Raw genomic sequence first — 24771 nt, forward strand, 5'->3', positions numbered from 1 at the left:
CCCAGCAGGGAAGAACGGCAGAAACCACATTTCATTACAAAAAACAAGAAAGAATCGACATAGCCCTCACCGACCTTATTCTCCCTGCGTGGGTAAGCACTCCTGTGGCACATCCCACCGCTCACGGATGACACGCGTCACCTGAAAACCTACTTTTTTATAGTTCGGCAACGCACGCGGGTGATCGAGCGTACACGTGTTCACTTCAAGCTTTGATACGCCTAGACAAAAGGCGTGCGCCACTGCCCGCTCCAACAAAAAGCGCCCCAGACCATGCCCAATAGCGCATGGCAACAACCCAAAATATGCAATCTCTGACACCATCAGTGACACATGATGGAGTTCATAAAACCCCAAGGGCGCTCCCTGCCGATCATGCAGAACCATAATGAAACGCTCAGGATCACTTAATAGCGCTGCTAGAGCGTCTTCAGGCATTTTACGACGCATCCACCAACAATACGCCGCGCCCACATCCCTATAAAGCCGCCGATATAACCCGACAGCAGAAGGGGCCAGCCTTGTTAAGACCAGCCCCTCCGGCAAAGGCGGCACATCCGTGCCGCCTCGTAGCAATTCGAGAAACGTAACATCTACATCCAAGCGGGTTGTTGGCCCACAAGCACGCAGCCAATACGCCACGATCAATTATCGTCAAGGAAGGAGCGCAGCTTACGGCTACGGCTCGGATGCTTCAGCTTACGAAGCGCCTTTGCCTCAATCTGACGAATACGCTCACGGGTCACGTTAAACTGCTGACCAACTTCTTCCAGCGTGTGATCCGTGTTCATGCCAATACCAAAGCGCATACGCAGCACACGCTCTTCACGCGGCGTCAATGATGCCAGAACACGCGTTGTCGCTTCACGCAGATTGGTCTGGATCGCGGCATCCAGCGGAATAACAGCCGTCTTATCCTCAATGAAGTCACCAAGATGGCTATCTTCCTCGTCACCAATCGGCGTTTCGAGAGAGATTGGCTCTTTCGCAATCTTGAGAACCTTACGGACCTTTTCAAGCGGCATACCCAGCTTTTCAGCCAGTTCTTCCGGAGCAGGCTCACGCCCGATCTCATGCAACATCTGACGTGACGTACGAACCAGCTTGTTGATCGTTTCGATCATATGCACCGGAATACGGATCGTCTTCGCCTGATCGGCAATAGAGCGTGTAATGGCCTGACGGATCCACCACGTCGCATAGGTGGAGAATTTATAACCGCGGCGATACTCGAACTTATCAACGGCTTTCATCAAGCCGATATTACCTTCTTGAATCAGATCCAAGAATTGCAAACCACGGTTCGTGTACTTCTTCGCAATCGAAATAACGAGACGCAGATTGGCCTCAATCATTTCCTTCTTAGCACGCGTAGAATCACGCTCACCGCGTGAAATCGTGGCATAAACACGACGGAACTCACCAACTGGCAAACCCGTCTCATGCAGCAAAGTCGCCAGTTCGTTCCGCAGGTGCTCAAGAGACGCAACATGCTTCGTCGTCAGCGTTTTCCAGCCTTTACCGGGCAACTTGCTGATGAATTCAATCCATGTTGGGTCCATTTCACGGTTACGGTACTTCAACAAGAAGTCATCACGTGAAATCTTGCAGCTTTCCGCAAGGCGCAGCATCCGGCCTTCGATACTGTTCAAACGCTGAACGTGCAGCTTAATCTGCGCGACCAGTTCTTCAATGCGATTATTGTGCAGATGAACCTGCTCAACAATGCTGACCAACTCATTCCGCAGCGCTTCATAACTTTGCTCAGCATCAACGGACTGCTCCGCTCCAGCTTCCAAAGCTTCTAGGCGGCGAACCTGAATGGTGCGTAGCTTCTCATAAAGCGGCCCGATTGATTCAAAGCGCTCCAGAATTTCAGGACGAAGCTTTTCTTCAAGCGCGGACAAAGACAGGCCACTGCCTTCCTGCTGCTCGCCTTCTTCACCCTCATTTTCTGGCGCTTCGTCCTCTGCGGATTCTTCGCCTTCCTCACCCTCTTCCACTTCAGGGCCGGGACCACCAGCCTGACTGGCTTCAAGGTCAACGATATCGCGCAGAAGCATCTCGCCATTTTTCAGGCAATCATGCCATGAAATGATCGCACGAATGGTCAACGGGCTTTCGCACAGCCCACCAATCATTTCATCACGGCCAGCTTCAATACGCTTAGCAATAGCGATTTCGCCTTCGCGGGAGAGCAACTCAACCGTGCCCATCTCACGCAAATACATCCGCACCGGATCATCAGTACGGCTGGCGGCTTCCGCATCAACGTTACCGCCTTGCGGCTCGTCAGATGTCTCTTCTTCGGTTTCCGCAGCTTCAGTACGAGCAGTTTCGTTCTCTTCCTGCTCTTCTGCATCCAGAACTTGAATACCCAACTCTGACAGCGCAGCCATAACGTCTTCAATTTGCTCTGAAGACATCTGGTCCTGCGGCAGAACCGCATTCAGTTCATCAAAAGTAATATGCCCGCGTTCACGCCCTTTGGCGATCAGCCGCTTAACGGCTGCGGACTGCGTATCCAGAAGCGTAGCATCGCCTTCCTGCTCCTGCGCGTTCCGTTCCGTATTCGAGGCTGTTTTCGTCGCCATGCGTCTCTCCGTCAAACCCACCGCCTGCAAGCAATTCGGCAGCGTGCAGGTGGTCGATCACGCGCCTAAAGTCAAGATTAACTTACAAAAGAAAAACTAAATCACATCTCAATCATGAGCCTCAGGGACCTCTCCACGGCGCAATGCATCCAAAATTCGCATTCGTGCCAGTAACTTCGCAGGGAAAGTCCCACCGGTTTCACTGTTTTCAGCATATGCTGAACGAATCGTAGCCTCAATGTCATGCGTGACAGCTTTTTCAAAGGCCTCAAAGTTCAAAAACCCATAAAAATGCCACCACCGCTCAACAATTTCTTCATGCACGAGGTCTTCCCCCTCTGCACCTGGCCGCGCTTTCTGTCGAGAACGTACCCCACTCTGCGCCAGAATCTCAGCAGCAGAGCGCTCTAAACCATGCTGCCTCAACCATTGCAAACATCGCTCATGGGTTAACGCACCATCATCCTGCGAGATCCAATCGAACAACGCCGCACGCAATGCCTCCAAATCCGAAGGCAACTCCAGCCCACTATAGGCCTGTTCAATCTCAGGCAAGAGACTTGGATAGCGTAAAACAAGTGCAGTCAACAAACGTAAACGCTGATCCCCACCGGAAACAACCTGTTTCCCCGCTGATGGCACACCCCCTCTCTGCAGCGGCCCTGCCGCCTTACCTCCTCCACGCCGCCGGAATTGAGCAAAGAACATATCCAACAACGTACTGCGATACTCACTCGCCAAATTCCGATCTGGAATAAGCTGAGATAAAGAGACTAAACGCTCCCGCAGCGCAGCACGCTCATCGGGGCCGGGCGACGTCATCCCGCCAATCAGCAAGTTAAACAGTTCTTCCGCCAAAGACGTCGAACCCTCTATGGCCTGCTGCATCGCAGCTGGACCGGAGCGGCGGATTAAACTGTCCGGATCATCTTTCGCGTCCAAACGGCAGAAACGCACCCGCCGCTCAGGTGTCAATAACGGCAGAGCCACCTCGCAAGAACGCAAAGCAGCACGCGCACCAGCCGCGTCACCATCCAAACACAAGATTGGAGACGCTGCCATGCGCCACAAAAGCATGAACTGTTCATCACCCAACGCTGTTCCCAAAGGGGCTACCCCACCATGAAAACCAGCCTGATCTAAGGCGATAACATCCATATACCCTTCAACGACGATCAATTCTTCACCGCGATGCACGGCTTCACGAGCATAATCGACATTGTAAAGCGTTCGCCGCTTTGAAAAGAGTGCCGTTTCTGGCCCGTTGAGATATTTGGGCTGCCCATCTCCCAGCGTACGACCGCCAAAAGAAATCAGCCGCCCACGCCGATCCCGAATAGGGAACGTAACACGGTTAAAAAACAATTCCCCCTGCGGCCGCCCCTGATCATCGCTCCGCATAACACCGGCACGCACGAGCATATCCGCCGTCACGTTATGCGGACGTAACTCTTCAACCAAACTGCGCCCATCTCCGGACCACCCGAGCCCGAAGCGCTCAATCGTCGCTTCTGTCAGTCCACGCTGCCGCAGATAGTCCAGACCTCGTCGCCCTTCACCTTGATACAACCGACGACGGTAAGACGCCTGAACCAAATCCAACACTTCCGTGAGAGATTTCACTTCTTGGGCACGCTGCTGCTGTTGAATATCCGGCTTTGGAACTTCCAACCCAGCTTCACCCGCCAACTGCTCTACAGCCTCAGGGAAACTCCGCCCCTCGCTTTGCATCACAAACGTGATGGCATCCCCATGCGCGCCACATCCGAAACAATGGAAATGATCATCATACACATAAAAAGAGGGGGTTTTTTCACCATGGAACGGGCAGCAAATCTTCCAATTCCGCCCAGAACGAACAAGCTTATGACGACGTCCAATCAACGACGCGAGCGGTGTACGATTCCGAATTTCATCAAGGAAGGCCGTATCAAACGCCATAATTATACACCACCATTCCTTGAAAAACCCTCACTACACCCCTCGATGCGCGCCCTTAAATGTTATGTGGAAAGCCCATTTTTCAATAGCCCTTCTGCCTAACTCACACGCGCAAAGTCCTCCCACCCGTCATCAGGCGTTGTTAAATCACGCGTGAGACGCTGATAGGCGTCATCCTCTACTGCCTTGCGCCGCTCTGCGCGAGGGGCCTCGTGATCATTAAATTTAAAACGTCCGGATTCATGATTTAACTCGGCTGCCTCTTGCTTCAAATTACGGCATGCAGTCGTCACTTCCTCAACCATCGCAGCATTGTGCTGCGTCATTTGGTCCATATCCCGAATAACAATATTAATATTGCCAAGGCTTTCTGCTTCGCTCGCAGTCGCCTTCGCAATGTCATCTAAAACAGTCGAAATACCGTCCACATGCTGGTTGATCACGTGCATTGCGCCATCAGCACGCCCAACGAGTTCTACGCCCTCTTCCATTTGCCGGACAGAAGACCCAATAATCTCTTGTATCTCCCGAGCAGATTGCGTTGAACGCTGAGCAAGCGCTCTAATTTCTACTGCAACGACATTGAACCCACGACCAGCTTCCCCCGCACGAGCGGCTTCAATACCTGCATTCAGAGCCAATAGGTTCGTTTGGAAGGCCATTTCCTCAATCAAACCAATAATAGATTCAATTTGCCTTGAAGACGCTCTTAATTCTCCCATCGCCTGATTAGCTGTCCGCATCGTTTGAGAGACTTCAGAGACCTTAACATTCGCCTCCACAGCCACCTTACGAGCATCAACTGAAGCCGTCGCTGTGTGCCTTACTGTTGTTGTAATGTCGTTAATCGTCGCGGCAGCATCCGCTAAGCTTTGCGCTTGCTTTGCCGTCCGCACTGCCAAATCATCTGATGCTACCGAAATCTGCGCCGTGCCACTGGCAATCATCGCACTGCCAGAAGAAATATTATACGCCGTCTTCGAAAGCGCTTTTACCATTTGGTTAAAACTTAAACGGAAACCCTCAAAGCGGTCTTGAAAAGGCTTCTCGAAGAAAAAGGTTAAATCGCCTTTTTCAACCAAAGAAATGCCCACGCAAATTTCATCAATCGTCGTATTTTGCAAATTCTGCAGACGCTCACTCTCAACCATGAGCTTCTGCTCTGTATTACGCGCTATCTCAACTTCTTGCGCCGCCCGTTCCTGTAATATCAGCTTATCTTCTTGTGTTTTCAGAAAAAGCTGCAACGCAGACGCCAAACGCCCGGCACAATCCTTCTGCATTGCCAATTCTGCCAACTCGGAATCCGCAGAACTAATCCGCCCATCTGAAAACAGGCGCGTCACTTTTTCGAGCGGTGCTGACACTGCACATATTGTATAATAACCAATCAAAAAGCCCAGCGCCCATTGCACAAGCAACCCTACGCATTGAACCCATAATTCAGCAGAACGTCCCTGAAAAAAAACAGCCTGCAAAATCTCTACGCCAACAAAACGTACAGACGAAATCACCAGCAATAAACTTATAAAAATCCACATTTTACGCCGAATTGGCGCATCGTTTTTAAACCACGTTAACATTGTCAAAAGCCCCCGAGGCGGACAGATTAGCCGCTTGATAATCCTCGGGAGCCTAAGCGAGACTTTCTTAACAGAAGGCAAAGAATGCCAGTATTTTATAAAAACCTTAGGCGGATAAACGCGCCTTCACCTTGCCACTTGCCACAGCAGGATCCAATTCCGCGCCAAAACGTGCCTTCAAGACACCCATAACCTTCCCCATATCCTTCATGCTCGTCGCACCGACCTCCGCCACAGCCTCTTCCAGTGCAGCCGTTAAAGCCGCCTCATCCAACGCAGGAGGCAAATAGGCTTGAATGGTTGCGATCTCCCCCTCTTCCTTCTCCGCCAATTCCGGACGGTCACCCTTACGGTACAGCGCAGCAGCTTCAATGCGTGACTTAATCATAGAACGCAGCGTCGCAATGATCTCGGCTTCAGATACGTCGCCACCCTTCGCGCGTGCATTAACGTCCAGATCTTTCAGCTTTGCCGTAATCCCACGGATCTGCGCCACTTTGTCGGACTGACCAGCCTTCATAGCAGCCTTCAGATCATTCATAATTTGCGTACGCAGCGCCATCATCTCATTCCTTTATCTTATCATTCCGCAGCCATGCGGAACGCTATGCCCCTGAACTCGCACAAAATACCTGCGACAACAACGACACACCCTTAAAGAGAAAAAATTTCCCACCCCATTTGCTAAAACTTTTGAGTGGGAAAAAACTTCCCAAACGCCTCCATCCGCTCTATGTAGAGCATCCCAACCGATGAAAACCGGAGACGTCCGCAACATGGACATCGACACCATTATCGACAAAGCTGGCGGAGCAGACAAAATAGCGTCTCTCACCGGCGTCGGACTGGAAGCCGTGCGCAAATGGCGTCAGTCACGCACTGTCCCCACTAAGCACTGGCCTGCCCTGTTGCTCGTCCCCGGCATTACCGTGCAAGATCTCACCGATATTAACCCTCCCACCGCCACTCCAAAGGAAATGGACATGACCAACACCGCCCCTCCCGGCGCAAACGCCGCCCTTGTCCTTGCGGATGGCACCATCCTTTGGGGACGCGGATTCGGCGCTTATTCCGATGGCTCCGTTGGTGAACTGTGCTTCTCCACCGGTATGACGGGCTATCAAGAAACCCTGACGGACCCTTCTTTTGCTGGGCAAATCGTCACCTTCACATTCCCACATATCGGGAATGTCGGCACCAATACCGATGATGATGAAGCTGCCGCTATGGCGGCCCTTGGCGCCGTCGTTAAAGAAGACATCACAACCCCAGCAAACTGGCGCTCCCACGCCCCCTTTAGCGCTTGGCTTAAAACACAAAACCGTCCTGGCATTAGCGGTATCGATACGCGCGCCATCACACGCATCCTTCGTGAAAAAGGCCCTCAAACGGCCATTCTGGCTTTCCCAGAGAATGGACAGATCGACACTACCGCTCTCCTGAACAGCGCGAAAAGCTGGCCCGGCCTTGAAGGCATGGACCTCGCAAAAGAGGTCACACGCCCCAAGCGTAGCTGGACCCAAGGCGTTTGGGAAAATAACCGCCCAGAGCGCACACAAAACCGCCGCCGCGTTGTCGCGCTTGATTACGGCGCTAAGGACAACATTCTCCGTTGCCTCGTCACCGCTGGCTGTGACGTGACCGTCCTGCCTGCGACAGCAACAGGCGCTGAAATTCTCGAACTCGCCCCTGAAGGTGTGTTCCTCTCCAATGGCCCCGGCGACCCGGCAGCCACAGGCACTTACGCTGTCCCGGCCATTCGCGCCGTTCTGGACGCGAACGTCCCTGTCTTTGGTATCTGCTTAGGCCATCAGCTGCTGGCACAAGCCCTTGGCGGCAAAACATACAAGCTGGATCGCGGCCATCGTGGCGCTAACCAGCCCGTAAAAGACCTGACCACCGGCAAGGTCGAAATCACAAGCCAAAACCACGGCTTCGCAGTGGATGAAAAATCCCTGCCCGCAGACGTGAAAGTTACACATACCAGCCTGTTTGACGGCTCTAACGAAGGCATTGCGTCCACCACGAAAGACGCCTTCTCGGTGCAGTACCACCCAGAAGCCAGTCCCGGCCCGTCTGACAGCTTCTACCTCTTCGAACGTTTCGTTGCGGTCATGGACCGTCGCGCCCCCCAGAACGCCGCCAGCAAGGAGGCTTGAGCCATGCCTAAACGGACAGATATCAAATCCATCCTCATCATCGGCGCAGGCCCCATCGTCATCGGCCAAGCCTGTGAGTTCGATTACTCCGGCGCGCAGGCGTGTAAAGCCCTGCGTGAAGAGGGCTACCGCGTCATCCTGATCAATTCCAACCCGGCAACGATCATGACCGATCCGGGCTTGGCAGACGCAACCTATATCGAGCCGATCACGCCAGAATTCGTTGAGCGCATCATCCTCAAGGAAAAGCCCGACGCCGTTCTGCCAACCATGGGCGGCCAAACCGCTCTGAACGCCGCAATGGCACTCGATCGTTCAGGCTTCCTCGAAAAGCATGGCGTTGAATTGATCGGCGCCAAGGCAGACGTCATCGACCGCGCCGAAGACCGCCAGCAATTCCGTGAAGCTATGGACGAAATCGGGATTGAAAGTCCGCGTTCAACCATCGCCCACACCATCGAAGAAGCTCGTGAAGCTCTTAAGGATGTTGGTCTTCCTGCCATTATCCGTCCATCCTTCACCATGGGCGGCGCCGGTGGTGGCATTGCCTATAACCGTGAAGAATTCGACCAAATCGTCACGGGTGGACTAGATGCATCCCCGACAACCGAAGTTCTGATTGAAGAATCCGTTCTCGGCTGGAAAGAGTTTGAGATGGAAGTGGTCCGTGACGTTGCGGATAACTGTATCATCATCTGCTCCATTGAGAATATCGACCCCATGGGCGTTCATACCGGTGACTCGATCACCGTTGCCCCTGCCCTGACGCTGACGGATAAAGAATATCAGCGCATGCGCGATGCCTCCATCGCCTGCCTGCGTAAGATCGGCGTTGAAACCGGCGGTTCGAACGTTCAGTTCGGCGTTAATCCAAAAGATGGCCGCATGGTCGTCATTGAGATGAACCCCCGCGTCTCCCGCTCGTCCGCACTCGCATCCAAGGCAACCGGCTTCCCGATTGCGAAGATCGCGGCCAAGCTGGCCGTTGGTTATACGCTTGATGAGTTGAAGAACGACATCACAGGCACCACGCCAGCCAGCTTCGAGCCAACCATTGACTACGTCGTAGCGAAGATCCCCCGCTTCACGTTCGAAAAGTTCCCCGGCTCCCCAGCACTACTCTCCACATCCATGAAATCCGTGGGTGAAGCGATGTCCGTCGGGCGCTCCTTTGCGGAAGCGATCCAAAAGGGCCTGCGCTCCATGGAAACAGGCCTAACAGGCCTTGATCCAGTCGAAGCACCAGGCGATGGCTCTCATGATGCCTTCCGCGCTGCCCTCACGGAACCGCGCCCAGAGCGGATTTTGCTGGCCGCACAAGCACTCCGCGCTGGCCTCACCGTTGAAGAAGTATACGAAGCATCACGCCTTGAGCCATGGTTCCTGCGCCAGTTTGAAGACATCATCGCCGCTGAGCGTGACGTCGAAGCCAACGGCCTACCACAAGACGCCTACAACCTGCGCCGCCTGAAAGCCCTTGGCTTCTCAGACGCACGCTTGGCCGTTCTGAGCGGCAAAAGCGCATCTGATGTTGCTACACTGCGCCAAAGTGCAGACGTCACCCCCGTTTACCGCCGCATCGACACATGCGCCGCAGAATTCGCATCTGACACGCCTTATCTGTACAGCACCTATGAAGGCGGATACGGCACACCAGAATGCGAAAGCCGCCCAACAGCGCGCGATAAAATCGTTATTCTCGGCGGTGGCCCGAACCGTATTGGTCAAGGCATTGAGTTCGATTATTGCTGTGTTCACGCTGCTTACGCCCTGCGCGAAGCTGGCTTTGAAACCATCATGGTCAACTGCAACCCTGAAACAGTGTCCACAGATTACGACACGTCAGATCGTCTGTATTTCGAGCCACTAACCGCTGAAGACGTCATCGCGCTCATCCGTACAGAGCAAAAGGGCGGCAAGATCCTCGGCTGCATCGTGCAGTATGGCGGCCAAACACCGCTCAAGCTGTCCCATGCACTCGAAGAAGCAGGCATCCCACTGCTCGGCACCCCTGCGGATGCAATTGACCGCGCGGAAGACCGCGAGCGCTTCCAAGCCATGCTCCGTAAACTGGGCCTGCGTCAGCCGAAAAACGGCATCGCACACAACCCAGCTGAAGCGCAGAAAATCGCTGAAGACGTCGGTTACCCAGTCGTTGCTCGCCCATCCTACGTTTTGGGCGGCCGAGCCATGGAAATCGTCTATGACAGCGCTGGCCTCAAGCGCTACCTGACCGAAGTCCTCTCCGCAGCTGGCCCAGAAGTATCGACAGGCCCAGTCCTGCTAGATCACTACCTCAATGATGCTATTGAAGCTGACGTAGACTGCATTGCTGATGGCGAAAACGTCTATGTTGCCGGCGTGATGGAGCACATTGAAGAAGCCGGCATTCACTCTGGTGACTCTGCTTGCTCTTTGCCGCCTTACACATTGTCACCAGCTCTGGTCACCGAACTACGCGAACAAACTGAAGCTATGGCACGCGAACTTGGCATTCGCGGCCTGATGAACGTGCAATACGCCATTAAGGATGATGAAGTCTTCGTTCTTGAGGTAAACCCGCGTGCATCTCGTACAGTGCCGTTCGTTGCTAAGGCGACGGGCGTTCCCGTCGCGAAGATTGGTGCACGCGTTATGGCCGGCGCCAAGCTGCCAGAATTCCAATTGGATGGCGGCGCAGTCTCCCCACACGTAGCGGTTAAAGAAGCAGTCTTCCCATTCCACCGCTTCGCGAATGCAGACACGGTGCTTGGCCCAGAAATGCGCTCCACCGGTGAAGTCATGGGGCTGGATTCCAGCTTCGAGCGTGCATTTGCAAAGTCTCAACTTGCTGCAGGCGTAAAACTGCCCAATAGCGGTACGGTGTTCCTCTCCGTCCGTGACAGTGACAAACGCCACGTTCAGCCGATTGCACGCAAGCTGGTCGAAATGGGCTTCACCATCCTTGCCACCGCAGGCACTGCGGCGCGCTTGGAAGAAGCCAATATTCCCGTCAAGCATGTCAATAAGGTCATGCAAGGCCGCCCAAACTGTGTTGACTCCATTCGCTCCGGCGATGTGCAAATGGTCATCAACACCTCCCAAGGTGGTCAAGCAACGCGTGACAGCTTTGACATCCGCCGCGGCGCATTGACGATGGGCATTCCGCACTACACCACTATCGCAGGCGCTCGTGCCGCAACCTACGCCATTGACGCACTGCGCGATGACGATATGGGCGTTGCACCGCTCCAGTCTTACTTCCACGGCGAATACTAACCGGAAGCCGGGTGGTCAGTTCTTAACGCTGACCACCTCGTTTTAAGAAGTAGGCTTGTATCGAGTTAGACTTTACTCGCGAAGCTCCCTCGTCCCCGGTGCGGTCTTGCCTATAAATAGGCACTGCGGATTATACCATCCAGACTGCGCCCGAACCCGGCAGGGATATTGATCCCTGCACCCTATTTTGGGACTTACCTATTCATCCCCATAAGCCAACACATCTCCGGGCTGGCACCCCAACTCCCGGCACAACGCCTCAAGCGTCGAAAAACGTATCGCTTTGGCTTTTCCTGTTTTCAAAATCGATAAATTTGCCAACGTCAAACCAAGCCGCTCAGACAACTCGCTCAGCGTCATGCTACGCTCTTTAAGAATAGCATCCAAATGAACATAGATCGGCATCAAATCACCTCATCCATGTCTTTCTGAAGTTGCACACCAGCATCGTATAAAAATAAAATGACCAACAAAAAGACAATTTGCTGCGCAAACATTATCAAGTCTCCACTACCTTCCACAGTAAAGCTCAGTTGAGTAGAAGAAGAACTCCGCGCGTAATCAAAGAAACCCTTCAAAAAACCCAACACAAAAGAATATATGAAAGACAAAACCCATAGCGCTGCAAATTTATGCACTAGCTTTTGACGCTCTTGAGAAAAAAGACGTTCAATTTTTAACCCGGAAACAAAAGTTTTCAGCGTTTTCGCCATGTAAAACTCTAAAATAACCCTCGGGACACTCGGCAGCACATCCCATAAAAGCTTCCGGCTTTCCTCCACCCATGTATGACCTCCCGCACTGAACGAAACATGCAGAAAATGCGGCGGATTATGCACAACACCAGAAGCAGTCACTCCAAGCCCCGCAACCACAACAAGGAGCACAGCGATTTCAAAATATGCCCAGTAATACAGCACATCAACCAACCTTTGCGCCCAACGAATGCGCGCTTGCGCTGCTGTTTCTACCGTCATGTCTATCCCTCCATGTTTATCGTTTTTCGATAAAATACAACCCAGAGGGAAATTTCAATATATTTATTGTTTTTCGATAAATTTTATAAAAAAAGCGCCCCTCAACTCGTGGAGCGCTCACAGAAAAATCAACATCAAAAGTGTATTACGTTAGAACCACTCTCGCTCACCAACTTCATAGGTCTGATAAAAATCTTCATCGCTCTTCGTCAGATAAAGAACAAATTCGATTAAAGCGATCACGTACACAACCCCCGCAGGGATACCGAACAGTATAGCCCCCGGAAACGTACATAAAAGCATGATAATACCAGCTTTATTATACCCAAGATAAAACTTGTGGAGACCAAAAATACCCAGAAAGAATGCTAACAAAGCGGCCACCAACTTTGATTTCTGACCTATAGGAGGCGAAAAAATATTCGCCGCTGTTTTCACGAGAAAAATTTCCGTCGCACGGCTATCTACTGCAATAAAATCAACGACACTGCCCGCCACCACAGCGTTCACCTGAGACTTAATATCCACTCCCAAGAAGCGATATCGCGCACCATCATCACCACTGATATAGCCTTCAGCGGTCAGGACATTATAATCAAGAACCTTACCTTGCATGAACTTCAAATCCTTATGCTCGCAGTGGTTTAATAGCGTAGCTGAAAACCCTTCCAAGAAGACACAACTCTTCTCAGCAAGCCCTCAAAATACCAAAAAACTTGATTTTTTAGCACAGAAACGCTACATTCATCGGCTAATCACAAACCGACAGTAAGCTTCTCAAGGACATTATAGAGTGCAGAAGACCCCAATGACCGCCAAGGGACTCCAACGTCTCGAGGACGAGTTGCGCCAACTCAAGTCGGAAGAACGTCCTGCCGTCATCCGCGCCATCGCCGAAGCACGTGAACACGGTGACCTGTCGGAAAATGCAGAATACCATGCCGCTCGTGACCGCCAATCCTTCATTGAAGGCCGCGTCTTAGAGTTGGAGAGCATTGTGTCCTCCGCCGAAGTGATCGACCCTTCAACCATTACCGGTACACGCATCAAATTCGGCGCATATGTCGAATTGGTGGATGAAGAAACCGACAAAGAAATCAACTACCAAATTGTTGGCCTCCACGAAGCCGACATCAAGCAACGCTTGATTTCTATTTCATCTCCGCTCGCTAAGGCCTTGATTGGTAAAGACGTTGGTGACACCGTGTCCGTCCCGGCCCCTGGTGGGGACCGTACTTATGAAATCCTGAAGGTTACTTATAAATAATGTCACACTCTGCGACGACGCTCCGCCCTTCCGTCACTCTTCAAGACGTGGAGGACGCCCGTCGTCGCATAGCGCCGACTATTGTACGCACACCAACCATTAACTGCCCGGCCCTTTCGCACATTACTGGCGCAGATATTACGCTTAAACTTGAAAATCTTCAGCCCATTGGCTCCTTCAAAGAACGAGGTGCCGCCAATAAAATGGCCCTCCTCACAGAAGAAGAACGTAAACGCGGCGTCATCGCTGCTTCAGCCGGAAACCACGCGCAAGGCGTGGCCCGCCAAGCGAGCCTTCTCGGCATTGATGCAACCATCGTCATGCCGAAATATACACCCGCCACCAAAATCGCTGCCACCAAAAGTTGGGGAGCGCATATCGTCCTAGCGGGTGACGATTTTACTCAGGCCAGCCAAATCGCTCAACGCATCATGAAAGAAGAAGGACGCGTCCTTCTACACCCCTTCAATGATCCAGATGTCATTGCAGGCCAAGGCACTGTTGCACTCGAACTCCTTGAAGATGCCCCAGATATCGACACACTCGTTGTGCCCATCGGCGGCGGCGGCCTTCTCGGCGGCATGGCCACAGTCATGTCTGCTCTTCGCCCAGACATCGAAATCATTGGCGTTCAGGTCGAGGCATACGCATCTCTCAGTAACTTTCCACAAGAAGGTGGCCCCGTCCTCGGCGGCACAACTATTGCTGAGGGCATTGCCGTACAAACACTCGGCAATCACTGCCTTGATAGTTTCCGCCAACACATCTCTCAAGTCATGGTTGTTAGCGAACTACAAGTCGAAAGCGCTGTCACCACACTCGCTGAAAAAGCCAAACAAGTCTGCGAAGGGGCCGGCGCGACAGGACTTGCAGCCATACTAGCCAATCCTGATTTTTTCCGTGGCCGTAAAATTGCTATCCCTTTATCCGGCGGCAATATTAATGCCCGCATTCTTGCAAATACCATCTTACGCTCCCTTCTTAGGGATGGCCGCATCCTGCGCCTTGTCTTCCAAATCCCAGATCGCCCCGGCATGTTGGCTGATATCGCACAACGTATTGGCGACCATGGCGGCAATGTCATTGAAGTGTCACATCATCGACTATTCGCCGCCCCTTCCGTACAAACAGCAGAACTCGTGGTCATGATTGAAGCACGCGACACTCATCACGCCACCGAAATTGAAAAAGAACTATCAGAACATTACATTACCCGACGAGACTGACATAAAAATGCAATATTTATACTGCGCTTTTATTGTCACACAGGGGTTTTTAAACCCCGTTTCATAAAAGTATAACAAGATTATCGAAACTATTCTTCATAGGTTGCGGGCGTATCGCGCTGCCACCTCTGGTAGCCCTTAGAGTTACTCCCAAGGGAATGCACACCTGATGAAGAAGACGTTTCTGCTGACGACCTGCCTTTGCACGATCGCAGCGACACAAGCTGTCGCTGCGACGTCCGGCCATCAGCCCCGTCATCACGCTACAGCACGCCACGCTGTTAAAGCGGCTCCAAAAGCAACCAACACCGCACCCGCAGCAACCCGCGTTGCCGTGAGCGCTCCCGTTTCTGCCCCTGCACGTCAACACGCTCCGAGCGCTGTCAATGCTGCCAACAACCAGCCTGAAACAATGGTTGTTCTTGGCGCAGGTGCCGCACGCGAAACACAATCCGTCTCTCGCCGTGCCCTGCAGGAAGTCGCACCGGGTACAAACCCGATGAAGACTCTCTCCAAGCTGCCGGGCGTCATGTTCAGCTCATCTGATCCCCTTGGATCATACGAGTGGTCACAGCAAATCCTCGTACGCGGCTTTGACCAAGGTCGCCTTGGTTACACCATGGACGGCATTCCCTTGGGGAACATGGCGTACGGCAATACAAACGGTCTTTCCCCTAACCGTTCACTGCAAATCGAAAATAACGGCCCATCATCCCTGGCTCAGGGTGCAGGTTCTGTCGGCGTTGCTGCTTCCAATGACCTTGGTGGCGCCATGCAGTTCACGTCGATTGACCCAACCGATAAATTCGGCGCAGATCTTGCTGGCACCATCGGCTCCGCAACAACGTGGCGTACCTTTGCCCGCATCAACAGCGGCATCCTTCCCACAGGCGGCAAATTCTATGCGTCTTATGATTACCAAGACGCCGATAAGTGGAAGGGCTACGGCAAGCAGAAGCAACAACAAGCCAATGTCAAATTCGTTCAGCCTTTGGGTGAATACGTAAAGCTGACCGTCTATGGTGACTGGTCACTGCGTAAAGAAAATGACTACCAAGATCTGTCCGTCGCGACGGTCAATAAATACGGCTATAACGTCGATAACATTACCAAAAATTATGCTCTTGCTAAGCAAGTTGCTCCACTTCAATACCCCGATGACGTCTGCCCCGCTGGCATTGGCAAAACCAATAGCGGCGATTGCGCGGACTTCGCTTACTGGAACTCTGCTGGCCTGCGCCAAGATGCTCTCGGCTATGGTCGCTTGGATTTCCGTTTCAATGACCGCTTGAAAGGCTTTGCAACGGTTTACGGCCACACCAATAGCGGTGAAGGCGCATGGGCAAATCCTTATACACCAACGCCTTCTGCACTTGGGGGTACACCAATCTCCATGCGTACAACGGAATATGACATTCACCGTGTCGGTTTCCTGAGTGGCCTGAGCTACAAAATTGCAAACCACCTCATCGAAGGCGGCTTCTGGTTCGAAAATAACAACTTTGAACAAGCACGCCGCGCCTACGCGCTGCCGCAAGAAAACCCACCAAGCACACTGTACTGGTACCAAGGTAATTCTTTCAAAACATATTGGCAAAACAGCTACAACACCAAGACTTATCAAGTTCACCTGCAAGATACATGGCAAATCCTGCCGTCTCTTAAAGCCAATTACGGCTTCAAATCTCTTATCGTAGACAACTCTGCCATATCACTGCCCGGCAGCAATATGGGCCAACCCAAGCCATCCACATACCCAAGCGGAAAATTAAGCGCATCTGACGGCTTCCTGCCGCAGGTTGGCCTGAACTACCGCATCAACCACAACAACGAAATCTTTGCTGATTTCGCCCGCAACATGGCGGCCTTCGATTCATCAGCAACGGGCCTCAGCCCATACGCGATGAATGCAACTGCTTTCAACGCAACAGCCAAGAACATTCGCCCTGAGCATTCCAATACGGAAGAACTTGGCTACCGCTTCCATAACACCACGGTCCAAGCCTCGCTTACCGGTTACTATGTTGAGTTCCAAAACCGCCTTATGGGTGTCTCACAAAACATCTCCGGCATTCAAGGCGCACAACCCATCATTGCGAACGTTGGTAGTGTAACCGCTCGTGGTATTGACGCAGCTATCAACTATAACTTTGCCCCGAACTGGTCTGTTTACGCTTCTTATGCGTTCAACAACTCATTCTATAATGATGACCTGAACACAGGTGGAGCGGTCTACCGCACAGCTGGCAAGAACGTCGTGGCAATGCCGCGCAATCTCGCGAACGTTCAGTTGAGCTACGATAATGGCTCCGTCTGGGGCAACGTGCTGATGCAATTCCAAGATCGTCGTACTTACACATACACCAACGATCAGTGGATTGACCCGAACGCCGTCTTTAACCTGAACGTTGGTTACCGCTTCCACAGCCAGAACGTTGTTCTGCGTGGCCTTGATGCACAAATCAACGTCACCAACCTGTTTGACAAGCATTACGTAGCCACAGTCGGTTCAACGGGCTACGTACCAAATGACCCGTCCGGCACATTCCAAACACTACAAGCCGCTGCACCTCGTATGGTATTCTTCACCATCCGCAAGCACTTCCAATAAGCCTAAAAAACAGAAAGCCAGGCATAATGCCTGGCTTTCTTATTCCGCCTCACTTTGGCGGAGGCCACCTTAAGCGTGGCTCGGCACGAGAACGAACATCAGACATATTCTTTCTCGGTGCACTGCGCTGTTCCACGACAGCTTCAACGTTTTTATCAGAACATCCCCAAGGCATGTCCGATACCGCTGATTGCCCTTGCGAGGTATGCCAGCCGTTCATCACAACAGGCTGACGTTCTCGACCTATAGCAGTCAATACAGAAGCATGTGCCTCCCCCTGAAGCGTCCTAACCTCTGCTTCAAGACGTGCGATTCGAACGCGCATCGCCAATACCGTAAAAGGCATTAGCAGAAACACAATCAGCCCTAATGCGATAAAAAGCCCTGCAAAAACGAGAAGCCAGTCAGGCAGCCACGTCAGATCAAACATACGTGCCTACCTTAATATATTACCCTACTCCGTTAAAAAAATACGGGAGCAGAGAGAGGCTTACATCCCCAACGCGCGGCGATAAATGTCCAGCAACGTCTCTTGCTCTTCAACTTCTGCCGGCTCTTGCTTACGCAGCTTAATAATTTGACGAATAACTTTCACGTCAAAACCAGCTGATTTTGCTTCGGAGAAAATATCCTTAATATCCCCAGCGAGTGCTTTACGCTCTTCTTCAAGGCGCTCAACCCGTTCGATGATAGAGCGCAAACGATCCGCGGCAATACCACCCGTTGCGGCGTCTTCATGACGATTATCTGCATCCATGTTTATTATCCTTGCTTCTTAACGTCGATCCATCATCACACAGATGCGATGTACGCCGCGCTTATCGTGATTCAAGGAGGCGCGGTCAACGGTCTTGTACGTACATTTCATGAACATCACCACCGCTGTTTCTCGTCCTTCTCTCTTCACACCTCAGCGATCAGCATACCAGAGCATCTTGACAGAAAGCCCTTTGAGGCTGAACTACTCCACTAGCCCGCGAAGACCTGAACCCTAATACCTTTCACTCCCGCATAACGACGCGGGGCAGAGGTCGGAGAGTCAACATGGAATCCGTTCAGCAGGTCGAGCCATTCGACTACATTATTTTTGGCGCCACCGGCGATCTGACGATGCGCAAGCTTTTGCCTGCGCTGTACAACAAGCTACGCCTTGGTCAGGTTCCCGCTGATGCACGCATTATCGGCACCGCCCGCACGGCACTCGACCATGATGCTTACATCACACGTGCCCGTGAAGCCCTACAACACTTCATCCCAGCGAAGTTCTTCTTCCCAGAACTCGTTGAACAGTTCCTTAAGATGGTGAGTTACGTCACCCTTGATGGCACAAACGCAGAGAGCAACTGGGACGAACTCGCTTCCGAACTCAGCACCTCACCATCAGGGCGCATCCGCGTCTTCTATTTCGCAACAGCGCCACAACTTTATGAAGCGATTTGCTCCAACCTGCATGCTAAAGGCATTCTGACTGAGCAATCACGCGTTGTTTTGGAAAAGCCAATTGGCACTAGCCTTGAAACGGCCAATGCCATTAACGAAGGCGTCGGCAAGTTTCTGCCCGAGAAACAAATCTACCGTATCGACCATTACCTCGGCAAAGAAACCGTCCAGAACGTTCTGGCCCTGCGTTTCGCCAACCCACTGCTCAACGCAATTTGGTCCGCTGAACACATCAAAAGCGTCCAGATCACTGCGGCAGAAGTGGTCGGTGTTGAAGGGCGCGCCTCTTACTACGATACGTCTGGCGCCCTGCGTGATATGATCCAGAACCACCTTCTACAGGTTCTGTGTTTGGTCGCTATGGAACAGCCTGAATCGCTGGAAGCCGACTGCGTCCGCAATGCAAAACTCGCGGTCCTCCAAGCATTACGTCCGATCAAAGAAGATCAAGTCGCCAATGAAACCGTGCGTGCGCAATATATTAAAGGCGCCGTCGATGACCATGCTGTTCCCGGCTATCTGGAAGAGCTTGGCCAAGAGAGCAACACGGAAACATACGCCGCAATCCGGACATGGGTGGACACCCCACGCTGGAAAGACGTGCCGTTCTATATCCGCACGGCAAAGCGCTCAAAGCGCAAGGTCAGCGAGATCGTTATTCAGTTCCGTGAAACGGCACAGCCACTCTTTGGCTCCGTACCCGGCAACCGCTTGGTCATCCGCGTCCAGCCGAATGAAGGCGTCGAGCTGAACCTGAACGTCAAGAACCCCATTCTGGACGAATACACGCTCGAAACCGTTAAGCTTGATGCCCCCATCAAGGTTGAAGGGGGTCCATTCCCTGATTCTTATGAACGCCTCCTTCTGGATGCCGTCCGTGGGAACCCGATTCTGTTCATCCGCCGCGATGAAGTGGATGCTGCATGGATCTGGGCTGAATCCATCCTGAACGCATGGGCCGATAAAAAAGCGCCTATGCACACATATACCGCCGGTTCTTACGGCCCAGATGCCTCTAAGGCCCTCTTGGCTGAACATGGTGACCGCTGGCATGAGGACATGGTGTGAGCGTTAAGGACAAGAATAACGCTACCAGCGCTGCCCCCCGTCTAGGACGGGGGCGGCGCGCTCCACGATCACTGAAGCAGCATTTTCTACGGCGCCTTCTTTTTATCGTGCCCGCATTTCTGCTGATGTTCGTTTTAGTCCGTTCTGGCTGGCTTGATGTCTCTTACGACAAAATCCGCTTTAACGAGCTAAGCTGGTTCGACAACACCGCACTGGTAGAGCATCTACGCTTGGTCGTGACGCATGATGGCCTGACGGACCTTCCGCGCAACTGCCTCGTATTTTCTCTGATGGATGGTGATGTCTCCAACAACATTGTTGATATGGACGTGCTAGGCCGCCATGGACATGACTGTCCGGGCGACAAACCTTCCGCAGATAAACTCTTCTCATTACGGATCGACAGGACTGGCCACACCATCCAAAGCGATGCTGGCTCCCCTGGAACATTCCACCTCATACAACCATAAAGATGAACTTGCGGGGTCATGGCCTTCAGCCCCGCAAGACCTCTCGCAGAAATGCGCCACCAACACGCAAAGCGCGCTGACCATCTTTCAAAAAAGAATACCCGTTCAAAAATCCATGGATCATCCTTGGATAATGCACATGGCGCGCTTCAATCCCATTTTGCCGTAAAAGACGTGTGTAAAGCCCCCCTTCGTCACGCAACGGATCAAACCCAGCCGTCACCGTTAAAGCTGGGGGCAAGTTAGCCATATTCTCAGCGAGTGCCGGGGCAAAGCGCGGATCAAATAATTCTCGATACTGAGATAATGTCTGGCCACAATACCAATTCATAACCTCTTCCGTCAGCATATAACCCTGCGCAAATAAGAACCGAGATTCTGGCGCGATAGGCCCGGTTAAAGCTGGATAAAACAGAAGCTGCCCCTTTAAACGTCCCGGCAGAGCCTCGCGCGCCCATTGCGCCAAACCGGCAGATAATGTCCCTCCGGCGCTATCACCCGCCACAGCCAAAGGCACATTCGGCAAAGCATCTGCAATCCAACGCAATGCCATGCGCGCATCATCAATCGCTGCTGGAAAGCGGTGTTCTGGTGCCAGCCTATATTCCAACGAGACAACAACTGCTTTTGCTTCCGCAGCTAAGCGACAACAAATCCCATGATGAGAGCGCGTGTTGCAGTGCACAAAACCACCGCCGTGCAAAAACAGTACCACTCCATGCACAGCCCCCCTCGGGCGAAAAACACGTGCTCTTAAAGCGCGCCCTTCTCCCACCACCGTCATATCCGTCCAACGCCGTAGCCTTAAAGATGAAAGGCATATGGGAAAACACGGCCGCCCCATGGCCCGGCGCAAATCACGCAAAGCTGCCTCAGAGGGCACATGGCCCGGCACCTCTGGAATAACAGGCTCCATACCCTGCACACTCACTCGTGCACGGTTACGCTGCCGCCATGCCATCACAAACATGACCACACGAAGAAGAAAGGTTGGCTTCATTCATTGACCATGCCTGATACGAAGATAAAAGTCTCGACTTGACGCGCACGCACAATAGACGCAGTTTGCGCCAGCCAGACGGCTGGACGATCGCTGGCATAAGGATGCGGATCCTTATGCGGGAGGAAAGTCCGGGCTCCATGGGACAACGGTACCGGCTAACTGCCGGCGGGGGCGACCCTAGGGAAAGTGCCACAGAAAACAGACCGCCCGCCGGAGCGGCCTTAGTCTCTAAGGTCACTTGCGGGTAAGGGCGAAACGGTGCGGTAAAAGCGCACCGCGAGGCCGGCAACGGTCTCGGACACGGTAAACCCTACCGGGAGCAAAACCGAATAGGAACAACCGGCCATTTCGGTGGCCAAGGGCTGTCTCACCCTGTTGTTCGGGTTGGTTGCGTGAGGCCCACAGCAATGTGGGTCCCAGAGGAATGATCGTCCCGCCTTATCGCGGACAGAACCCGGCTTACAGGCCGTCTGGCTCCTCTCCCACTGCCTTCTTCATCATAAAATGCGAAACGCTCCCTTACCACGAGGTGAGCGAATCCTTTTTGTTCTCCTTCCTCAATACATACGAGAACAAAACATGAACAAATATTGACTAAATAAAAGCAAATTCTTCACTTCTAATTCCAAAAGCTTAAGAGAACGCAAAAAATGCCGTCACAGTTCCGCCATCAAAAAAAGGCGCAGTTTTCTGCGGTTTTTCTTAGCTTTATATTTGACCTCCCATAAAATCCCATGATATCCCAAATTATACCAAATCAGTATTCCCGTAACCTGAAGAAGCCCAAAGGCGGCGTAGGGAGGCACATCATCCGTGAGTATCTTCCTCGGCACGCACCTGAACCGCTTCGATGCTAAAGGACGCGTCTCCATTCCTGCGCCATTCCGCTCCGCATTAAGGGATCAGGCCAAACCACAGGAACCATTGGTGATCCTGCGGCCGTCACACCTGAACCCATGCATTGAGGCATGGACAGCAACCGGCTTTGCCTCCCTCGCAGAGCCGCTCAACGAATACGACCCGTTCTCTGAAGACCACGAAGACCTCGCCACCAGCCTCTATGCAGACGCCTACCCGCTCGACAGTGACAAAGAAGGCCGGATCATCCTGCCGGACGTGCTGCGTCAACATGCGGACCTCACGGATGACGTCGCATTCATGGGGCTAGGTCGTGTGTTCCAACTTTGGAACCCAGCCGCCGCTGCTGAGCGCCGCCAACAAGCGCGCAGCCGGGCACGTAGTCTGACCAGCAAGAAAAACGCCCCCACAGGAGGCGCACAATGAAGCCCATCACTCTGGTCCATGAAGGCCACCTTCCCGTCATGCTGAACGAGGTCCTCGACAGCTTGAAACCCCGCGATGGCGGACGTTATCTCGACGGGACATTTGGCGGTGGTGGCTACACACGCTCCATCCTGAATGCGGCAGACTGCACCGTGCATGGCATCGACCGTGACCCCACGGCCATTGAACGCGGCAAGGCTATGGCCGCTGAAGCTGAAGGGCGCTTATTCCTACACCAAGGCCCATTTAGCGCCATGGATGAACTCGCCGGTTCTTACGCACCATTTGACGGTATCGTGCTGGACCTCGGCGTCTCCTCCTTCCAAATTGACCAAGGTGAGCGCGGCTTCTCCTTCCGCCATGATGGTCCTCTGGATATGCGGATGGGCGATACAGGCCCAACCGCTGCCGATCTCGTCAACACTCTTCCGGAAGCTGAACTAGCCGATATTCTCTACCGCTACGGTGAAGAACGGCTATCACGCCGCATCGCACGTTCCATCGTGCAAGCTCGGCTGAGCACGCCTTTTGAGACAACAGGACAACTTGCGGAAACCATCCGCCGCTGCGTCCCACGGGATCGCTCCGGCATTGACCCCGCAACGCGCAGCTTCCAGGGCCTGCGTATTGCCGTCAATGATGAGCTTGGAGAGCTAGAGCGTGCCCTCGAAGTCGCGCCGCAATTGCTTGCTCCCGGCGGCATCTTTGTCGTGGTCACCTTCCACTCTTTGGAAGATCGCCTCGCCAAACGTGCCATGGCCCTCCATGCGGGGCGGGTTTCTAACCCTTCTCGCTACGCCCCAATTGCACAAGAACAGGCGTCTTCCGCCTTCCGTCTTGCACACACGCGCCCACGCGCCGCAACGGAAGACGAAATTCGCCTCAATCCGCGCGCACGCAGCGCACGCTTGCGCGCACTCATCCGCACCGCCCCTTCAACCGACCTGACAACCTCAGGAACACCCGCATGACCCGGCCATTCACCCTCGCCTGCGCTGTTCTCGCCGCTGTATCCGGCCTGTTTCTTTATGAAAAGAAGCATAACACAACGGTTCTGGACCAAAGCATCACGCAAATTGTTCGTGATACACAAAAGGTTCAGTCCCAAACGGCTATGCTCCGTACTGAATGGGCATTGCTCAACCAACCTGACCGCTTGAACACGCTCAGCGCACGTTTCTTGCCGAACCTCCATCCGATGACACCGGATCAATTCGTTCGTCCAAGCGCTGTCGAAGCACGCTTACCCGCGCCGGGCGGCAAAGCACCTGCGCATGCTGCTGAGGCGACCTTGGCCGTTAACATTCCCGCAGAAACCACGCTGCACGCAGCACACCCGGCACCTCGCCCCGAAATGCATACTGAAGCCCCCATCCGGATCGCCTCCAGCGCTCCCATTTCGGCCGCCAGCGTTCCCCATTCTCATGCAGACCGCATCGTCCATGCTCACACCCGCATGACAGACCTTGCCAGCGCCGAGCCACCACACAGCCCAGCCCCCAACCTGATGGAACCTGCGCACGTACGACTTGCCAGTTTTCATGGCCCGCGCCATGCCTCCAGCATTGCCACCACATGGCACACAGCTCCAACGCCTCAGCCAGCAAACTTGACGCATTTAGCAGATATCCGTCCGCATAACCGTCATAAATTCGTCGAGACTACAAACGACGCATTGCCGCCACCCGCTCCGTTAGCTAACTGAACATTCAATACGTCGCTCGAGTAACCTCCCCTTAACCACTCTTGGGCGACACACCATCTCAGCAGGAGATCGCGCCGCCAGATGCCTGATGACGTGAAGCCAACCCCGCCAAAGAATGCGGATCAGGCCCCCAACAAGCGGCAATCCCCTTCCCGTAGGAATAAACGCAAACGCGGCGGCTTTGA

Annotated in this window: 21 protein-coding genes and 1 other RNA gene; 11 read left to right on the forward strand and 11 right to left on the reverse strand. The window is 53.2% G+C overall.

Annotated elements, in window-relative coordinates:
• Window positions 1-75: 75 nt before the first annotated feature.
• The 5 genes from KB213_RS03270 to KB213_RS03290 form a co-directional block, all read right to left on the reverse strand.
• A complete protein-coding gene (locus tag KB213_RS03270) occupies window positions 76-642 on the reverse strand; it encodes a GNAT family N-acetyltransferase (RefSeq protein WP_346266658.1) in 567 nt (188 codons plus the stop codon).
• Between the two features lie 2 nt (window positions 643-644).
• Window positions 645-2594 (reverse strand): RNA polymerase sigma factor RpoD, encoded by a 1950-nt coding sequence (gene rpoD / locus KB213_RS03275; RefSeq protein ID WP_211680648.1) that lies wholly within the window; start codon window positions 2592-2594, stop codon window positions 645-647.
• 108 nt (window positions 2595-2702) lie between these two features.
• Window positions 2703-4535 (reverse strand): DNA primase, encoded by a 1833-nt coding sequence (dnaG, locus tag KB213_RS03280; protein ID WP_211680649.1) that lies wholly within the window; start codon window positions 4533-4535, stop codon window positions 2703-2705.
• A 98-nt stretch (window positions 4536-4633) separates the two neighbouring features.
• Window positions 4634-6118 carry a methyl-accepting chemotaxis protein gene (locus tag KB213_RS03285; protein WP_211680650.1) on the reverse strand — a complete coding sequence of 495 codons (1485 nt, stop codon included), beginning with the start codon at window positions 6116-6118 and terminating at the stop codon, window positions 4634-4636.
• A 106-nt stretch (window positions 6119-6224) separates the two neighbouring features.
• Window positions 6225-6680 (reverse strand): GatB/YqeY domain-containing protein, encoded by a 456-nt coding sequence (locus KB213_RS03290; protein ID WP_068169114.1) that lies wholly within the window; start codon window positions 6678-6680, stop codon window positions 6225-6227.
• 214 nt (window positions 6681-6894) lie between these two features.
• On the opposite strand from KB213_RS03290, the gene carA reads away from it, so the two are divergent.
• Together carA and carB are read left to right on the forward strand one after the other, a co-directional pair.
• On the forward strand, window positions 6895-8277 hold the full coding sequence (carA, locus tag KB213_RS03295) for a glutamine-hydrolyzing carbamoyl-phosphate synthase small subunit (RefSeq protein WP_211680651.1): 1383 nt from the start codon (window positions 6895-6897) through the stop codon (window positions 8275-8277).
• 3 nt (window positions 8278-8280) lie between these two features.
• Window positions 8281-11535 carry a carbamoyl-phosphate synthase large subunit gene (gene carB, locus KB213_RS03300; protein ID WP_211680652.1) on the forward strand — a complete coding sequence of 1085 codons (3255 nt, stop codon included), beginning with the start codon at window positions 8281-8283 and terminating at the stop codon, window positions 11533-11535.
• A gap of 198 nt (window positions 11536-11733) precedes the next feature.
• On the opposite strand, the gene KB213_RS03305 is transcribed toward carB, so the two are convergent.
• From KB213_RS03305 to KB213_RS03315, 3 genes are all read right to left on the reverse strand, one after another.
• Window positions 11734-11940 (reverse strand): helix-turn-helix domain-containing protein, encoded by a 207-nt coding sequence (locus tag KB213_RS03305; protein ID WP_211680653.1) that lies wholly within the window; start codon window positions 11938-11940, stop codon window positions 11734-11736.
• A complete protein-coding gene (locus tag KB213_RS03310) occupies window positions 11940-12512 on the reverse strand; it encodes a hypothetical protein (RefSeq protein WP_211680654.1) in 573 nt (190 codons plus the stop codon). Before KB213_RS03310 ends, KB213_RS03305 begins: the two co-directional genes overlap by 1 nt.
• Window positions 12513-12662: 150 nt before the next feature.
• Window positions 12663-13127: a TM2 domain-containing protein gene (locus KB213_RS03315; RefSeq protein ID WP_211680655.1), complete on the reverse strand. Its 465-nt coding sequence runs from the start codon at window positions 13125-13127 to the stop codon at window positions 12663-12665.
• Between the two features lie 178 nt (window positions 13128-13305).
• Between KB213_RS03315 and greA the strand changes: the two genes are divergently transcribed.
• From greA to KB213_RS03330, 3 genes are all read left to right on the forward strand, one after another.
• Complete coding sequence (gene greA / locus KB213_RS03320) at window positions 13306-13779, forward strand: transcription elongation factor GreA (RefSeq protein WP_211680656.1); 474 nt, start codon at window positions 13306-13308, stop codon at window positions 13777-13779.
• Window positions 13779-15005 carry a threonine ammonia-lyase gene (locus KB213_RS03325; protein WP_211680657.1) on the forward strand — a complete coding sequence of 409 codons (1227 nt, stop codon included), beginning with the start codon at window positions 13779-13781 and terminating at the stop codon, window positions 15003-15005. The genes greA and KB213_RS03325 overlap by 1 nt, the downstream gene beginning before the upstream one ends.
• 169 nt (window positions 15006-15174) lie before the next feature.
• A complete protein-coding gene (locus KB213_RS03330) occupies window positions 15175-17616 on the forward strand; it encodes a TonB-dependent receptor (RefSeq protein WP_211680658.1) in 2442 nt (813 codons plus the stop codon).
• Between the two features lie 49 nt (window positions 17617-17665).
• Here the strand turns inward: KB213_RS03330 and KB213_RS03335 are convergent, their stop codons facing one another.
• Both KB213_RS03335 and KB213_RS03340 read right to left on the reverse strand, forming a co-directional pair.
• Window positions 17666-18046: a hypothetical protein gene (locus KB213_RS03335; RefSeq protein WP_211680659.1), complete on the reverse strand. Its 381-nt coding sequence runs from the start codon at window positions 18044-18046 to the stop codon at window positions 17666-17668.
• A gap of 60 nt (window positions 18047-18106) precedes the next feature.
• Window positions 18107-18373: a DUF2312 domain-containing protein gene (locus KB213_RS03340; protein WP_068169112.1), complete on the reverse strand. Its 267-nt coding sequence runs from the start codon at window positions 18371-18373 to the stop codon at window positions 18107-18109.
• A 287-nt stretch (window positions 18374-18660) separates the two neighbouring features.
• Between KB213_RS03340 and zwf the strand changes: the two genes are divergently transcribed.
• Both zwf and KB213_RS03350 read left to right on the forward strand, forming a co-directional pair.
• Window positions 18661-20124, forward strand: coding sequence for a glucose-6-phosphate dehydrogenase (gene zwf, locus KB213_RS03345; RefSeq protein WP_211680660.1), 1464 nt, complete (start codon window positions 18661-18663; stop codon window positions 20122-20124).
• Window positions 20121-20594, forward strand: a complete 474-nt coding sequence (locus KB213_RS03350) for a hypothetical protein (protein ID WP_211680661.1) — start codon at window positions 20121-20123, stop codon at window positions 20592-20594. Before zwf ends, KB213_RS03350 begins: the two co-directional genes overlap by 4 nt.
• A 25-nt stretch (window positions 20595-20619) precedes the next feature.
• Here KB213_RS03350 and KB213_RS03355 read toward each other — a convergent pair whose 3' ends face one another.
• Window positions 20620-21594 carry an alpha/beta hydrolase gene (locus KB213_RS03355; protein WP_211680662.1) on the reverse strand — a complete coding sequence of 325 codons (975 nt, stop codon included), beginning with the start codon at window positions 21592-21594 and terminating at the stop codon, window positions 20620-20622.
• Window positions 21595-21668: 74 nt separating this feature from the next.
• Between KB213_RS03355 and rnpB the strand changes: the two genes are divergently transcribed.
• The 4 genes from rnpB (at window position 21669) to ftsL (ending at window position 24586) form a co-directional block, all read left to right on the forward strand.
• Window positions 21669-22075, forward strand: an RNA gene (gene rnpB, locus KB213_RS03360) — RNase P RNA component class A.
• A gap of 335 nt (window positions 22076-22410) precedes the next feature.
• Entirely contained in the window at window positions 22411-22881 is a 471-nt protein-coding gene (gene mraZ, locus KB213_RS03365; protein ID WP_211680663.1) for a division/cell wall cluster transcriptional repressor MraZ, read from the forward strand.
• On the forward strand, window positions 22878-23852 hold the full coding sequence (rsmH, locus tag KB213_RS03370) for a 16S rRNA (cytosine(1402)-N(4))-methyltransferase RsmH (RefSeq protein WP_211680664.1): 975 nt from the start codon (window positions 22878-22880) through the stop codon (window positions 23850-23852). The genes mraZ and rsmH overlap by 4 nt, the downstream gene beginning before the upstream one ends.
• On the forward strand, window positions 23849-24586 hold the full coding sequence (gene ftsL / locus KB213_RS03375) for a cell division protein FtsL (RefSeq protein WP_211680665.1): 738 nt from the start codon (window positions 23849-23851) through the stop codon (window positions 24584-24586). Before rsmH ends, ftsL begins: the two co-directional genes overlap by 4 nt.
• The last annotated feature ends 185 nt before the right edge of the window (window positions 24587-24771 follow it).

Source organism: Neokomagataea anthophila (assembly GCF_018122595.1).
GTDB lineage: Bacteria > Pseudomonadota > Alphaproteobacteria > Acetobacterales > Acetobacteraceae > Gluconobacter > Gluconobacter anthophilus.